Source organism: Niabella ginsenosidivorans (assembly GCF_001654455.1).
Lineage (GTDB): Bacteria > Bacteroidota > Bacteroidia > Chitinophagales > Chitinophagaceae > Niabella > Niabella ginsenosidivorans.
Genome location: NZ_CP015772.1, coordinates 5570206 through 5586822 on the forward strand (window position 1 = coordinate 5570206; position 16617 = coordinate 5586822).

Consider the following 16617-nt stretch of genomic DNA (forward strand, 5'->3'; position numbering starts at 1 on the left):
GAAATGCCCCCAAACGGGTGGCAGGCAAAAGTATTGCATCATGAGCAATGATGCATTTACAGAAGTATTGACTTTTAATTAAAACATACAGTTTACATGAAAATGAGAAAAAGACGACTTATGCTTGTCGTACCATTATTACTGCTGTCATTTCCTTTGCTTACTGCTGCTCAGATAAAACCGGGCGGGATTAACGGGAAAGTAATAACAGAACAGGGCGATCCCTTAAACGGAGTTACTGTTACACTTATCAATCAAACGAACAGGGAAGGGCGGTTTGCCGTTTCCGATGAAAACGGCAATTTTTCATTTGCAAACGTTACGTATAATCAGAAATATACGCTGGTCTTTGAGTATGTAGGATACCAGGCAGATTCAGTAACGCAGTTTTCTGTAAGAAATGAAAGTGAGAACAATGCCATCGTAATGCGGTTGAAGCCTTCAGATGCAAAATCCGCGCTCAATGAAGTGGTTGTTGTGGGCTATGGTACGCAAAAGAAAATAAACCTTACAGGGGCTGTTTCCGTTGTAGACGGGGAAGCACTGGCCAACCGCCCGGTTGTAAATGCCACCCAAAGTCTGCAGGGGCTGGTGCCGGGCTTAAATGTAAGTGTCAACAACAAAGGAGGCACTCCCGGAACCAGTTACAATCTGAACATACGCGGACAGGGGAATTTAAGCAGCTCAGACAACCCTTATGTACTGGTAGATGGTATGGAAATGTCTTTAAGCGATGTAAATCCCAATGATATAGAAAGTATCTCTGTTTTAAAAGACGCCGCCGCTTCCTCTATTTACGGAGCCCGGGCTGCTTACGGTGTTATATTGGTCACCACTAAAAAAGGAAGTAAGAACAAGATGTCTTTTAACTATAACGGAAATGTGGGAGTGACACATCCGGCAAAGTTGCCGGATATGGTAAATAGCTATGAGTTTGCGAAATTTTTTAATGCCGGGTGGAAAAATGTAACGGGAAATGTTGAGTACTCAGATGAAAAACTGGCGCTGCTGGAACAATTTGTCAAAGACCCGACAGGAATGAATCAATGGCCTGAGCAAACCACGAACTGGTTCCTTGTAGAAAATTCTCCGTTGGGGGTAGGCAACACCAACAATTTCAAACTTCAGTATAAAGACCTGGCATTGAAGCAGGATCATAATCTCAGTGCCACCGGAGGCAACGATAAACAACAGTATTATGTTTCCGGAGGCTATTATGATGAGGATGGCCTCCTCCATTATGCTGATATTAATTATAAGAGATACAACCTTAATGCAAGACTTACTTCACAACTGGCGTCCTGGCTAAAACTGAATCTGAATACAAAATATTCCAACGACAAATCTACGACGCCCTTTGGCGACAATGCCGTAAACGAATCCATGTTCTTTCATAACCTGGCAAGAATGCGGCCCACTAACTCGCCTTATGACCTGAACGGGCATTTTACGGAGCTTTCCCAGATCCCTTACCTGCAGTCTGGTTCCGTAAATAATAACCAGAATAATAATCTTGGTATACTCAGCGGATTCGAAATACAACCCTTAAAAAACTGGAAAATCTTTGTTGACTACAATTACCGGTTAAACAATAATAATAATGAGCAGGCCGCCATTCCTGCCACCATTTACGGGTTAGATGGTACCACCCGATATGAAGCCCGGCAGGAGTTAGCGGTGCCGCTGGGCGGCTCCTACTACAGGAGCATGACAAAATCGATTTACAACTCCATAAATATTTATTCAAACTATAACCTGAATATCGCCAATACACATCATTTTACCTTTATGGCAGGTGGGCAGCAAGACAACCTCAAATACTCAAATTTATGGAGTAAGGCAACAGACCTGCTGAACTTCAGTAACCCCGGTCTGGGAACTACCTCCGGGCAAAGAACCACTGATGAAAGTCGGAACGGATGGGCTACTTTAGGGTTCTTTGGCCGTATCAACTATGATTATAAAGGAAAATACCTGTTTGAAGGCAATGCCCGTTATGACGGCTCTTCCCGCTTCAGCCCGGATAACCGCTGGGGGTTTTTCCCTTCCGTATCCGTAGGGTATAATATATCAAAGGAACAATTTATGAGCAGCACCCGCAACTGGCTCAATATGCTCAAACTAAGGGGCTCCTATGGCTTTCTTGGAAACCAGGCGGGCGCTGCTTTATACACTTTTGCGCAAACGATGTCCACACAACCGCAGGGAAGCTGGTTTTTTCAAAACGGCCGTGAAATGATCATTAATGCGCCCGGCACTTTTAATCCGGATGTAACCTGGGAGAAAATTGAAAGCGCAGATATTGCCATTGATTTTGGTATGCTGAACAACCGGCTAACCGGTAGCTTCGATGTTTACCAGCGTACTACAAGGGACATGCTGGGGCCAACAGCCAAACTTGCAGATATGTTTGGCGCCAGTGCACCACAGGCCAATAATGCAACAATGCGCAACAGGGGCTGGGAATTGAGTATCAATTACAATAATAAAATCAATAACAATCTGTCCTACTCTGTTGGTGGAATGTTATCAGATTATACCGCCCAGGTGCTTTCCTATCAAAATCCCACCCTGAATGATCCGGCCGGCACCTGGTATCCCGGCAAAAAGGTAGGGGAGATCTGGGGATATAAAACGGGAGGGTTGATCCAGACCCAGCAAGAGGCGGATGAATACAATAAACTGGACCGCTCCTACCTCAGTGGCCAGAACTGGATACCCGGAGATGTAAAATACCTGGACCTCAATAACGACAATAAAATCAACCGGGGCTCCAACAAAATCGGCGATATGGGAGACCTTAGTGTAATTGGCAACAGCACCCCGCGGTATCAATATGCCCTCAGCGGTTCGCTTACCTGGAAGCATCTGTCTCTTTCCATGTTGTGGCAGGGTGTGGGAAAACGGGATTATAACCCTGCCGGCAGTGTATATTTCTGGGGCGCAGGGGCTAAGGCACAGGTTACCGTATTCCAGGAGCATCTTGATTACTGGACACCTGACAATCCCAATGCGTATTACCCCAATCCTTATATAGGTACCGTGGGGTCTATAGGGCCATATGCCGCCAAGGTAACACAGGCTGCTGACAGGTATATTCAAAACGGGGCCTACCTGCGGTTAAAAAATCTTACACTATCCTATAACATCCCGGGTAATACGGTTTCAAAAATCGGACTTAAAAATGTAACTATTTATGGCGCCGGAGAGAACCTGCTTACGTTCACTAAGATGGCAAAAATGTTTGATCCCGAAACCGTTTTTGTCTTTAACGAAGGAGGAAAGAACTATGCGCTTACGCAAACCTTTTCCATCGGGCTGAATGTTTCATTTTAACAAGGATCAAAATCGCAATCAACAATGAAGAATTTAAACAGACCTTTTATTATAGCAATACTTTTTGCAACTGTTGCAGGATGTGTTAAGAATCTGGATCTCACTCCGCAGGGGCAGCTTACAACAGCCAATCCATTAGGTTCGGTTCCGGAGCTGCAGAAGTATATGAACCAGTTTTATGAAGGCACATTTGAAGTGCAGCCGGGAGGATTGGCAGGCACCGGCATTGCATATGACGATCAAAACAGCGACAACCTGGTTGCAGCGGCGCCTCCTGCATTGATCAATGGCACAAGAGCGCTCAGCGACGCTGCAGCGCTTAGCGAATACACAAAAATAAGGGGCGTAAATTTCGTGTTTGAAAATATAGGAAACTGTAAGGGTACACAGGCCGACATCAACCATTACCTGGGAGAAGCTTATTTTTTCAGAGCCTATTACTACTTCAGCATGCTGCGTAAATACGGAGGTGTCACCTGGGTGAACGAGGTGCTGCCGCCGGATAATGAGGTAATGAAAAAGGCAAGGGGCCCCCGTACCCTGATCACTGACTCGATTCTCTCGGACCTGGACAGAGCAGCATTGTTATTAAAAACCCAGAGCACAAATGGCACCATGCGCATTCACAAGGACTATGCACTGGCATTCAAATCGCGGGTAGCCTTATTTGAAGGAACCTGGGAAAAATACCATAAAGCTAAAGGAACGCCTTTTTTTACAGCCGGCATTTCCGATGCAAAGATTACCAATTACCTGGAGCAGGCGCGCGATGCCGCCAAAGCGGTGATCAGTTCATCAAGATGGAGCATTTTCAATACCGGGCAACCGCTTTCTGACTATCAGACGATGTTCATTACACAGGATCTGACCGCTAATAAAGAAGTATTGTTTTATAAAAAGTATGACATTACGGTTACACCCTCCGTTGGGCACAGCATTACACGCTACCTGAATACAGGAGGAGGCAATATCGGTTTATCGTTGTCATTGGTGGATGATTATCTTACCAGGGACGGGAACATCTTTTCAGGAGCAGCACGTGAGAATGCACAGAAAGTGTATGGCGCTGAACTGGACCCGGCTATCCGTGACCCACGCCTGAGCCAGACAGTGGCCCGGCCCGGAACACGCCTGCGCCCTTTAACGGCCGCCAATATTTATATGCCGCCCTTCAGCCCGGTTATTACACAAACAAGCCCTTCCGTGTTATGGGCAAATCCCTCCGGGTTTTCAATGCTTAAGTATGTAGAGGTGGACTGTCCTATACCAACCGTTGACGGAGAGTTTATGAGCCAGGCTCCTGCCATACAAATGCGCTATGCAGAAGTATTATTAAATTATGCAGAAGCCCTTGCCGAATTACAGGGCGCCAATGCGCAGCAGGAAATAGCAACGGTATTGCAGCCATTAAGAGCCCGTGCCGGAATGCCTGCTATCGACTTTTCGAGGGAGTATAACACAGATCCTGCCTATCCTTTTAGTAAGTTGTCAGCTACCATACAGGTGGTGCGCAGGGAACGCAGGATTGAGTTTGCCGCAGAAGGTATGCGCATGTTCGATATCTTCAGATGGGCTGCTGCAGATGATTTATTGGCAGGGAAACGCCCCCTGGGCACATTATTTATCGGGAGTAATATGGCAGCCGCCAATGTGAAGGGAGGATACTTTGGAGGAAACCTGGTGTATGACCAATCAACCGGGAACAACCTGTACCTGACCGGTAGCCCGGGCGAAGCAAAACGCTATATGGATCCTTATAGGAATGTTTGCCCAAACGGGCTGGGGTTCAAATCTTCCAGGGATTATTTAAGCCCCATTAATCAGGATCAGCTTTCGCTTACCGGCGGCAAATGGGAACAAAATCCGGGATGGTAACAGACATTTATTATACAAACTGAAAAAAAGAATAATGAAAAAGATATATAGCCTGTTCTTTACCTTAGCAATCGTGCTCAGTTTTTTCGCTTGTAAAAAAGACAAAAATATCAACTACAAACCCGTGGCATCACCTTTCAGCGCACAGTTGGAAACAACGGAAAGCGTTGCCGCTGATGGTGCAACCGTCAACGTAATTATAAAGGCCGGAACAGATGGCTGGTGGGTACAGATTCCGTCCTCCGCACCCTGGTGCACTACTACCAGGCCTTATGGAAGCGGAGATTTTACGCTGCCGGTTAAAATTGCCGCCAATACTTCCGGCGCTGAAAGAGCGGTGGACGTTATTTTAAACCCAACGTTCCAATTGCCGCCTGTTACGGTTACGATTCATCAGGCGAAATAATAAAAAGAAATCTTTTGCAGGATCAACAACTTGCTGCATCCTGCATTAATTCTTAAAAAAATGATAATCATGTACAGAAAATTCCTGGCAATCCTGTTTATGACAATCTGCGCATTTACAAATGCATTTGCGCAGCAACCCAATATCGTAGTGATCATATCGGACGATCATGCGTTCCAAACCATCAGTGCCTATGGCAGTAAGTTTACAAAAACGCCCAATATTGATCGCCTGGCTAATGAAGGGGCATTGTTTACAAAGGCCTATGTAACAAACTCCATCTGCGGCCCTGCACGGGCAACTTTTTTAACCGGCAGATACAGCCACGTTAATGGATTCAGGGACAATGAGAACTCCAATTTCAATTTTAACCAGGATATTTTTGTAAAAGATCTTCAGAAGGCGGGCTATCAAACTGCCTGGATCGGCAAAATGCACCTGGGAAACAATACCCCGCAAGGGTTGGATTATTATAATATACTACCGGGTCAGGGGCAGTATTATAATCCGGATTTTATTGAAAGCGGTAACGTGCGGAAGCATTATACCGGTTATGTTTCCAACATCATTACAGATCTTTCCGAACAATGGCTGGATAAAAGGGATCGCTCAAAACCCTTCTGCCTGGTTATTGGTCACAAAGCCACACACAGGACCTGGATGCCGGATCTGCCGGATCTGGACAGGTTTGAGGACAAAACCTTTCCGTTGCCCAAGGACTTTTTTGATAGCTATGCAACGCGTAAAGCTGCACAGGTGCAGGATATGACCATTGCCAAAACGATGATCATGGGGTACGACCTGAAAATGTTTGATAGTGAAGCAAAGGCTGAAAAGGAAGGCTCCATTGCGCGTATGACGCCGGAACAACGTAAAGTGTTCCTGGAGCATTATAATAAGATCTATGCCGGATTAAAGGCCCGCCCGCTTACGGGTAAAGCACTTACCGAGTGGAAGTATCAACGCTACATGCGCGACTATCTGGCCACTGCGGCATCCCTTGACCGGAATATTGGACGCGTACTGGATTATCTGGACAAAAACGATCTTGAAAAAAATACGATTGTCATTTATTTATCTGATCAGGGCTTTTACATGGGGGAACATGGATGGTTTGATAAACGGTTTATGTACGAGGAGTCCTTCCGTACGCCGATGGTGATGCGCTATCCGGGGGTTATCAAGCCCGGTACCCGGATCAATGATTTCATCATGAACCTGGACCTTGCGCCCACCTTACTGGATGCGGGCAGGGCTGTTATTCCTGCCGATATGCAGGGGCAATCGTTCCTGCCGTTGCTCCGCCATCAAAACTATCAATCGCGGAACGCCATGTATTATCATTATTATGAGAACGGGGAGCATTCCGTATCACCCCATTTTGGCATTAAAACCAGACGTTACAAGCTGATCCGTTTTTACAAGCGTGTGGAGAGCTGGGAATTATTTGACCTGGAAAAAGATCCCCGGGAATTGAACAACATTTACCACACAGCCCGCGGACAAAAGCTCAGTAAGGGTTTAAAAGAGCAGTTGGCCGCGCTGATTAAAAAATACAGGGACAATGAGGCTCAAATTATTTTTGATACGACAATAAACTAGTGTAGGGCATAGCATGAATTTTCATTTGGAATCTCCCATTGTTCCGTGCTTCGGAACGCTGAATTACGCAGGTAAGCAAATCATTCTGCGCTTTTCTGTCAGCATTGCTCATTAATATTCTGTTGAATGAAGTATTGCCCAATTACAAGACTTGCCGGGATGCTTTTTGCGCTACTGTGCTTTCATTCTGCCCTGCCCGCACAGAACGGAATTAAATTGATTCCCCTACCTGCAATATTGACCGCCAGGGCGGGCTCTTTTATAATTGGGAACAGTACTGCACTTGTGTACAACAGCAGGAATGCGCAATTGAAAGCCATTGCCCGTCTTTTCCAGGATCATATTAAAGAATTATCAGGAATAGAACTGAACGCCAGTTCCGGCAGGGGTTCCGGCTCCCGGATCGTTTTTCATATTGTGCCCGGCGCTGGTTTGGGAAATGAAGGGTATACGCTAAATGTTGCTCGCGGGCAAATAGACATTACAGCGGCAACAGCCTCCGGAATATTTTATGGTGTTCAGACCCTGTTGCAAACCCTGCCCGCCATCCGCACCAATGAGCCGCTGCAGGTGCCCTGCATGTGGGTAAAAGACCGGCCACGCTTTGCCTGGCGGGGTCTTATGCTGGATGTAAGCCGTCATTTCTTTTCACCGGAAATGGTGAAACAGCTTATTGATATCATGGCATCTTTCAAAATGAATGTGCTTCACTGGCATTTAACAGATGACCAGGGCTGGCGTATAGAAATAAAAAAGTACCCGCGGCTTACATCTGTTGGCGCATGGCGCATGGAAAAGGACGAAGCGCTCTTTTACCAAAAAGACACCGCTGCACTGAAAGGCAAACCTTCCTGTAGATATGGCGGGTATTACACCCGGGAGCAGGTGAAAGACATTATTGCTTATGCGGCATTGCGCAACATTTCCATCGTGCCGGAGATTGAAATGCCCGGTCATTCCGGGGCCGCACTGGCAGCCTATCCGGAATATTCCTGCTCCGGCACCCCGCAGCCGGTTCCCAATACCCAGCTTTCCGGAAACTTCGATTGGTTTCATTCCAACTATTGCCCCGGCAACCCGGCCACTTATACGTTCCTGCAAAATATTCTTACCGAGGTAACTGATCTCTTCCCTTCAAAGTATATTCATATAGGGGGTGATGAGGTAAATAAAAAAGACTGGAAGACCTGTCCCCGTTGCCAGGCGCTTATGCAAAAAGAACAGCTGAAAACGGAAGAAGCATTGCAAAGTTATTTCATCCGGCGTATGGAGCAGTTCATCCGCTCCAGGGGCAAAAGATTAATTGGCTGGGAAGAAATACTGGAAGGAGACAGTCTGGCTCCTGATGCCGCCGTTATGAGCTGGATCGGTGAAAAAAGAGGCATTGAAGCGGCCAGGAAACACCATGCTGTAATTATGTGCCCTGGCAACCCGCTTTATCTCAACCGGCATCAAACAGCCAATAGCCGGTATGAGGCCCATGCACCCTCCTTCTCTATTAATACATTGGAAAAGGTGTACGCATACGATCCGCTACCGGCCGTACTTTCAACCGGGGAGCAGCAATATGTGCTGGGCACCCAGGCGGTTCTGTGGACAGAGTTTATCAAATCCGTAGATCAGGTGCAGTATATGCTTTTCCCCCGCTTATGCGCATTAGCAGAGATAGCATGGACGCCCCGGGCAAAGCAAGACTTTTGGTCGTTTAAAAAAAGATTAAAACCGAGGCTTACTGCATTTGAACAAACCGGTATCCGCTTTTTCAATAAGGAAAGATTTTAAAACGGTAATATCATGGCCGGTTTATTTGGTGGGTGCTTGCTGCTCGTTATTGGTTCTATGCCTTCGCGGGCCACCCTTCAGTTTTCTCTGACATCCTGGTAATTCACAGAACTTCAAAAAGCCCTCGGAATCTTTCTTAATTCCGGTTCTCCTCATTTTTTTAGTAAATTGGTTTAAAAATAAATCTCTTGGAAAATAAACAGCTGTTTTCAACGTTATAATCTTGGGTTAATCATCTGTATTTGTACAGATCTGATAGGGTAAATACCGTGCTTCACGGAATACAGGAGCGCTTCCCATTGATAACTCTGATCAATTATTCGTTCTATGATTAAAAAAATAATAGGCAGTGTAAGTATTATTCTCTGCTTCTATACAGGAAAGGTTCAGGCACAGGACACCTTAAGCTACTATCGCAAACAGATCGATACACTGGATAAACAACTGGTCGATCTGCTGGGGCAGCGGATGAAGGCCGCACGCGCCATTGGCATCTATAAAATGGATCATAAGATCGGGGTCGTTCAATCCGCCCGCTTTGAAGAAGTATTGAAGGCTGCCATTCAGCAAGGCAAGACCCGGCAGCTCTCGGAAGAATTTATAAGAGCTTTATACAACGATATTCATAAGGAAAGCATACACCAGCAGGAACTGCTGCAGGCTGAAAGAAAGCAGGCTGGAAAATAACCTTCGTTCATTGTGCGATACTATTGGGTTGAACACCGGTACAGCGTTAATAATAGTCAAACATAAAAGGGTAGCATTAGGCTGCAGTAAACAGGTTTATTGAATCCGGACCTCGGATGACAAAAATGATTGTCATAGCCTGACGAACCATGAGCAGCAATAAAAAAATCACCTCCGAGCGACGTTCAGTCGGGCAGGCCTCGTCAGGTTGCCAATGACAGATGTGTTATTGTTTTGAAAATCAACCTTTCTTATTGTCATGCCGTTCCGATAATTCGGAATTGTTTCGGCATCTATGTATCGCTCACCCGGGCCCTGAAACAGGAGTAGGCCCTGAAATAATCCCGATCGCTAACGAGACCAGGTGACCATAAGCGCGTTTGTCATCACCTCATCCGAACTTTCGGATGATTAGGCCCTGTCAAAAAACTGCCAATGACAGATGGAATTATGCATTGAGGACCAATGATACGTTCGTCATCCGAATGTTCGGATCCGAGCGAAGCCGGGGAGGCTCTGAAATATTGAAGTGTTCGATGATTGAGAAATCCTTCGACTTCTTCCGCTATCGCGGAATGCGCTGCCAATGACACATTTGTAAGTAACTGATTTGTACTATTCTTTTCGCATCCACATGTATACCTTATTTAAAGCTTCCCTGGTATTTTTTTATTTGTACCTTTTTGCTTGTCCAAAAAGGTACCCAAAAAAGACTCCCGAAATCGGTTACGGCACGATTTCGGGGAGCACTTCTATCGGCTTCAGCATATAGTGGTATGTTTCGCTGAAAGCGAAACGCTCAGCTGTTGAATTGCTATCATTAAGCTGATATAGCCCTACATTTAGAAAACGCTTTCAATTTGAAAGAACAAATAAATACGTCATCGCATCATTGATTTGGGCCACCAATAATTTACTCAGGGTGACAGTCTACAGTCTGTTATTATTGTTCAGTAGTGGCTGACAGCACTTGTTATTTACCGTATGATGGGTGCATCTTTCCCTACCAGCCAAATGGAAGTATGCGGACGGATATAAAAACTACTCTGTTCTGCGCTATTCTGCGTTCCGATGCTTCGGAACAGTGGGAGTTATGAAACAACATGCCGGCAGGATGGAGCAAGGATTTGCCTGGTTGAAGTTGCTATAAAGCTCCATTCAATTAATGTATATTTGCCGGAAAGAGCACCGCTACGCAAAAACATGTTATCTCCCGCAATACAGCATCAGGAATTTGAACCACCCGAAGAGTTACAGGATACCATAAAGTGCTTCTGGTACAACAGAAGGAATACCGGGGCAATACAAACCGGTTTTGAAGTGCTGCCTGACGGCTATGCTGAAATTATTTTTCATTTCGGAAGCACCTGTAGTGTTTTTTACAATGGGCGCCTGCAGCCGTTACCATCCCCGTTTATGATGGGACTGCTGGATCAGCCGGTCCTTTTTTATACAGAAAACCGTTTGGAGATCATTGGTATCCGCTGCTTTCCCTGGGCCGTGTTCGAGCTGCTCGCACTGCCGCCCGGCAAAGAAGGAGCACGCCTGTTGGAGCATCCGGTTGCCCGGCTTCAATCCCCGCTGGCAAAGCAGGTACAGGCTGGTAAGATAGATGAAGCGCTGGTTGCTGTAAAACAATATTTCCTGGATGCACGGTCGCGCGTTGCTGCCAACAGTATGCTATTCAAAGCGGGGGTTGCTATGAGAAAAACAAACGGTACCCTGTCGGTAAGCCAGGTAGCGGCGGCGGCGCATACCACGGTTCGCACGCTGGAAAGGAAGTTCAGGCAATCATCCGGATATACGGTCAAAGACGTATCCGGCCTGATGCGTTTTGAGCAGGTGCGTAACCGGTTATGGCTTTATCCGGACACCAGCATTGCCGGCCTTGCGCAGGAACTGGACTATACGGATCAACCCCACCTGAGCCGGGAGTTCAGGCGCTACAGCGGTACTACCCCCGCGGCATTTGCACGTAAAGCAAGGAAAGAGCAGCAGGCATATTTCCACAATGATTTTTTTTCCCTGGCAACATAATAAACCTTCCTTCTTTATTTTTTGTATAGAACTATTTTTTTAGGCCGGGCAGCAGTAACTCCGGTTGAGCTTCGTTGCGTCGCAATACGTTCAGCTGTAGTGCTGCTATTGAGCTGTAGCTGCCTGCTATTGAATACGAAGGCCTGAACTTAGGTTAAAATAGCGTGCCGGTAGTTATAACCCTTTTTGGGTTACATGTATTTTATATAACCCATTTTTGCCCATTTTTGGGTTACATGTATTTTATATAACCCATTTTTGCCCATTTTTGGGTTACATTTGATAACAAATAGATCTGGAATGCAGCATTCGCTACCATTATTGCCTGTTCAAAAAGATATAGAAACAAAAGCTGTTTTGCGTAAAACTACTCAGGCACATAAAGCTTTGGCAGAATTAAAAGGTATTACCAGTAGTATTCCTAACGAAAATATATTATTGGAAACATTAACGTTGAGAGAGGCAAAAGAAAGCTCTGCGATAGAAAATATTATCAGCACATTTGATGAAGTATATCAAAGCAACTTATTCAACAATCAATTTGCAAGCGCTGCTACAAAAGAAGTTTATCTATACGCACAAGCACTGAAAAAGGGTTTTCAGTTGGTAAAAGAGCACCATCTGCTTACTAATAATAACATATTACAAATACAGGCAGTAGTGGAAGAAAATAAGGCAGGTTTCAGAAAGCTACCCGGAACTAAATTATTAAATGATAAAACAGGAGAAGTTGTTTATACGCCACCTCAGGATTATGATACCATTGTTTCGTTAATGAACAATCTGGAAACTTTTATTAATGATGATAGTGTTATGGATGCAGACCCCCTAGTCAAAATGGCCATTATTCATCATCAGTTTGAAAGTATACACCCTTTTTATGACGGTAATGGACGAACAGGTAGAATTATTAATATTCTGTATTTGACACAGAAAGAACTACTGCATTTACCTGTTTTGTATTTAAGCCATTACATCATAAAAAACAAAAACAGCTATTACCAACTTTTGCAAAAAGTGAGAGATACGGGAGAATGGGAAGAGTGGTTACTCTATATGCTGGAAGGCGTGGCTCAAACATCCAATGAAACCATTATCTTAATTACAGAGATAAAAAAGCTGATGCAGCAATTTAAGCAGTATATCCGAAGTAAATATCCTAAAATGTATAGTCAGGATTTACTGAATAATCTTTTTAAATATCCATATACAAAAATTGAATTTATTCAACATGATTTAAATGTGAGTCGGAATACAGCAATAAGATATTTGGAAACATTGGTAACAGAAGGCATTTTGGTTAAACATAAAATAGGTCGGGACAATTTCTATTTAAATCAAAAGCTATTTACTCTGTTGAGTGGGGAATAGCGGATCTGCGTACAAAATCCCGCCGGGGGCGGAAAAAGAATGAAGAACACAATGCCGCACCCGGGTTCAAAAACTAATAGAATGTCCAAAGGTTGGTATTTTGTCGCGTTTATACAAGACAGATGCAGGATCATTCCGGAATTTTGCATTCTAAAACAATGCAGGATCATGTTATTACAAAATAAAAAAGTAGCTATCATTGGTGGTGGGCCGGTTGGTCTGACCATGGCAAGATTGCTACAGCAAAAAGATGCAGACGTAACCGTTTATGAAAGAGATAAAGACGCGCAAACAAGGATCTGGGGCGGCACGCTCGATCTGCATAAAAGTTCAGGCCAGGTGGTTATGAAAAAGGCAGGATTGCTGGAAGCGTATTATGCTACGGCCCTGCCTATGGGAATAAACATTGCAGATGAGCAGGGGAACGTGTTGTCTACTAAAAAAATCACGCCCGGAAATCAATACGATAACCCGGAGATCAACAGAAACGATTTGAGACGACTGTTGCTTGACAGTTTAACAGGTGGCACCGTTGTCTGGGACTGCAGGTGTACAGGGCTTGAGGTGCAGGATGGGAAATGGCGGTTACAATTTGAAAATAAACCCGGTGCAATGGCAGATCTTGTTATCGCAGCCAATGGAGGAATGTCCCGGGTAAGGAGCTATGTTACGGATACCGAAGTGGAAGAAACGGGAACTTTTATAATACAGGGAGATGTAGCGCAACCGGAAATCAATTGCCCGGAGTTTTATCAATTATGCGATGGTAAAAGGCTGATGACTGCCAGCCAGGGCAATTTATTGGTAGCAAACCCCCGCAACAGGGATGCGCTTACCTATGGTGTAATTTTTAGAAAGCCCGTGGAATGGGGGCACGGTAATGGATTGAACTTTCAGAACACGGACAGCATTATTGCGTTCCTGTTGAACAGGTGCTCCAATTGGAATGAGCGGTATAAACAATTATTCCGCGCAACTGCTTTCTTTGTTGGGTTGCCAACAAAAAAACTGCCATTGAATAAGCCCTGGAAAAAGGATCGCCCCTTGCCCATAACGCTTATTGGAGATGCGGCACATCTGATGCCTCCTTTTGCAGGCGCGGGTGTAAATACCGGACTGGTGGATGCATTAACCTTATCCGATAGCCTCACAAACGGAAAACATAAAACCCTGCAGGCTGCGATCAGTGACTATGAGCAAAAGATGTTTGCTTATGCAACAGCAGCTCAGTTTGAATCAGGCAGGAACGAAATAGAAATGCGTCATCCTGACTTTTCTTTCCAACAATTGATCTATTAATGCTGCAATGGTTTTGCTGATTGATGTTAAGGCAGGCGGCTATGACAGACCCATCCCGGAATAATGCCTGATGGGCAAAAGATGCTGACCTGCAGCATTCCGGGTAACCGGAATTGAATAATCCAGAAAAAGTATTGTGTAAGAAGCAGACTTCCGGTCAGCCCTTTACGGATAGTCAATTGGTATAAATTGCTGCCGCTGTAAAAACAGGTTCCGTCAGTTTTTAAAAGAAAAAAGCAAGCCACCCAACTTTCTGTTTCAGCGTTTTGCAGTCCTGATTATTTCGCCTGCAGGAGGATTTATTTTGCTGAATGTTATAAATAATGTTATTTAGTGTAAAAGTACCATAGAAGCTTTTTGATTGCTTTCATATATTAAACACCGGTTTATTCGGCTATGGTAATATTCCTGGCGCGATGTATACATTGAAATCTTAGAGGGGCAGTATAATGGATTCCGAAACGGTTTTATATCGTATTTCAGAGGGCGATGAGGGGGCTTTCAGGGAATTATTTGAAAAATTTTTTTCCGGGATGCTTTCCTATGCTGTGTCACTTTTAAAAGATCAGCAGCTCGCAGAAGAAGTGGTGGAAGATGTTTTTGTAAAGCTTTGGGAGAACAGGAAGACCGCCCGGAATATCCGGAAAATTTCCTTCTACCTTTACAGGGCAGTCCGTTATGCGTCTATTGATGCTATAAAAACACACAAAAGAATTAAAAGTCTTTCTTTTGAAGAATTGGGAGAAGTGTTTACTTTTTCCTACATCCCGCAGGTCAATTCCCTTATAAATAAAGAAAATTGTGATAAGATTTCCGAGGCCGTTAATCAGCTTCCTGCTAAATGCCGGCTGATCTTCCGCCTTATCAAGGAAGAGGGAATGAAGTATAAGGAAGTAGCTCAACTGCTGGGGCTCTCAGAAAAAACTATTGAAAACCAAATGAATATAGCTGTAAAAAAGCTTATTGAAGCGCTGAAAACTGATTTTCCCGAGTTTCACCTGTATTTTTCCTCCAACAAAAATTAAACAGGATTTTCTTTCAGATTTTTTTTTACCTCTTTGGGGGTTTTTGTAAAAAAAGAAGACTTTATCAGTAAGGAAAGTTGCCAATATGAGCTATAATCGGTTTTTAGAATTATTACTTAGAAAAAGGTCAGGAGAATTATCTGCTGATGAGCAGCAGGAATTGAACGGGTTCCTAAGCGATAATCCAGGCTATTTTGAACTGTCCGGAATTGTTGATCAGCTATATGAAGCGCCGCTGAAAGGGATCAAAGAGGTGGATAAGACCTATCTGCGAAAAAGATGGGAAGCGCTCAAAGAAAAAACAGCGGAATTACCTGCCAGGTCAGCCGTTATCAGATCAACAGCTCAAAGCCGCCTGAAATACTTATTGGCCGCCGCTTCTGTTGCGGCAATCGTGCTGCTAAGCGTATTCTATTTTGTGAACCGGGACAAGGTGAATGCAAAAGATGTAGTTGTTGCTACCCGGCCCGGATCAAAATCAAGTATGAAATTGCCGGATGGCAGCGTGGTGTGGCTGAATGCGGGAAGTGAAATTTCTTATGGAAAGGATTTTGGAAAAACCAGTCGTGATGTAAAACTGTCCGGTGAAGCGTATTTTGATGTTACGCATGATTCGGATCATCCTTTTATCGTGCACACCAATAATTTTGATATCAAAGTTCTGGGCACTGCATTTAATGTGAAAGCCTATTCATCAGACCAGGAATCTGAAACCACTTTAGTAAGAGGTTCCATTGAATTGAATCTTAACAATGGCGATGCCCGCAAGATACTCTTAAAGCCCAATGAGAAATTAATTTTTAAAAGCCCCGGAAACTTTGGAAAAGAGGCGGTAGCAGGCGCACTAAAACCGGAGATCAAGATTACGGGTTTGCAGACTCCGTTTAAAGATTCTGCAACGGTTGAAACACAGTGGCTGCACAATTGCCTGGCGTTCAGGGATCATAAGCTGAAAGACGTAGCGCAAATGATCTCCAGGTGGTATGGGGTCACTGTTGAAATTAAAGATGATAGCCTGAAAGAGAAGGAGTTCAGCGGGCTGTTTAAGGATGAAAATGTAGATCAGGTAATGCATGCCCTGAAGTTAGCAGGAGGGTTTAACTATACGATTGATAAAAATAAAATAACGATTGTTCCTTAACTTAAAAAATGATTGCAGTATGAAAACGAAAGATTAAAATAACTCCAATAAAAAAG

11 protein-coding genes are annotated in these 16617 nt (G+C 44.4%); all 11 read left to right on the forward strand.

The genetic code is table 11. The annotated features are described in order from the left end of the window. The first annotated feature begins 120 nt into the window (after positions 1-120). Positions 121-3336 (forward strand): SusC/RagA family TonB-linked outer membrane protein, encoded by a 3216-nt coding sequence (locus tag A8C56_RS23600; protein ID WP_218917220.1) that lies wholly within the window; start codon positions 121-123, stop codon positions 3334-3336. A gap of 24 nt (positions 3337-3360) precedes the next feature. After that, a complete protein-coding gene (locus A8C56_RS23605) occupies positions 3361-5211 on the forward strand; it encodes a RagB/SusD family nutrient uptake outer membrane protein (protein WP_067761231.1) in 1851 nt (616 codons plus the stop codon). Between the two features lie 34 nt (positions 5212-5245). Further along, positions 5246-5617, forward strand: coding sequence for a BACON domain-containing protein (locus A8C56_RS23610; protein ID WP_067761233.1), 372 nt, complete (start codon positions 5246-5248; stop codon positions 5615-5617). Between the two features lie 69 nt (positions 5618-5686). Then, the gene (locus A8C56_RS23615; RefSeq protein WP_067761234.1) at positions 5687-7219 is read left to right on the forward strand and encodes a sulfatase family protein; all 1533 of its coding nucleotides are present in this window, start codon (positions 5687-5689) and stop codon (positions 7217-7219) included. Positions 7220-7345: 126 nt separating this feature from the next. Beyond that, positions 7346-9001, forward strand: a complete 1656-nt coding sequence (locus A8C56_RS23620) for a beta-N-acetylhexosaminidase (RefSeq protein ID WP_157098083.1) — start codon at positions 7346-7348, stop codon at positions 8999-9001. Positions 9002-9328: 327 nt separating this feature from the next. Next, positions 9329-9688: a chorismate mutase gene (locus A8C56_RS23625; RefSeq protein ID WP_067761240.1), complete on the forward strand. Its 360-nt coding sequence runs from the start codon at positions 9329-9331 to the stop codon at positions 9686-9688. A gap of 1203 nt (positions 9689-10891) precedes the next feature. Then, positions 10892-11725: a helix-turn-helix domain-containing protein gene (locus A8C56_RS23630; protein ID WP_067762530.1), complete on the forward strand. Its 834-nt coding sequence runs from the start codon at positions 10892-10894 to the stop codon at positions 11723-11725. Between the two features lie 300 nt (positions 11726-12025). After that, the gene (locus tag A8C56_RS23635) at positions 12026-13096 is read left to right on the forward strand and encodes a Fic family protein (RefSeq protein ID WP_067761241.1); all 1071 of its coding nucleotides are present in this window, start codon (positions 12026-12028) and stop codon (positions 13094-13096) included. Between the two features lie 168 nt (positions 13097-13264). Continuing rightward, entirely contained in the window at positions 13265-14395 is a 1131-nt protein-coding gene (locus tag A8C56_RS23640) for an FAD-dependent oxidoreductase (RefSeq protein ID WP_067761244.1), read from the forward strand. A gap of 449 nt (positions 14396-14844) precedes the next feature. Beyond that, on the forward strand, positions 14845-15420 hold the full coding sequence (locus A8C56_RS23650) for an RNA polymerase sigma factor (protein WP_067761249.1): 576 nt from the start codon (positions 14845-14847) through the stop codon (positions 15418-15420). 85 nt (positions 15421-15505) lie between these two features. After that, positions 15506-16561: a FecR family protein gene (locus tag A8C56_RS23655; protein WP_067761252.1), complete on the forward strand. Its 1056-nt coding sequence runs from the start codon at positions 15506-15508 to the stop codon at positions 16559-16561. Positions 16562-16617 lie beyond the last annotated feature (56 nt).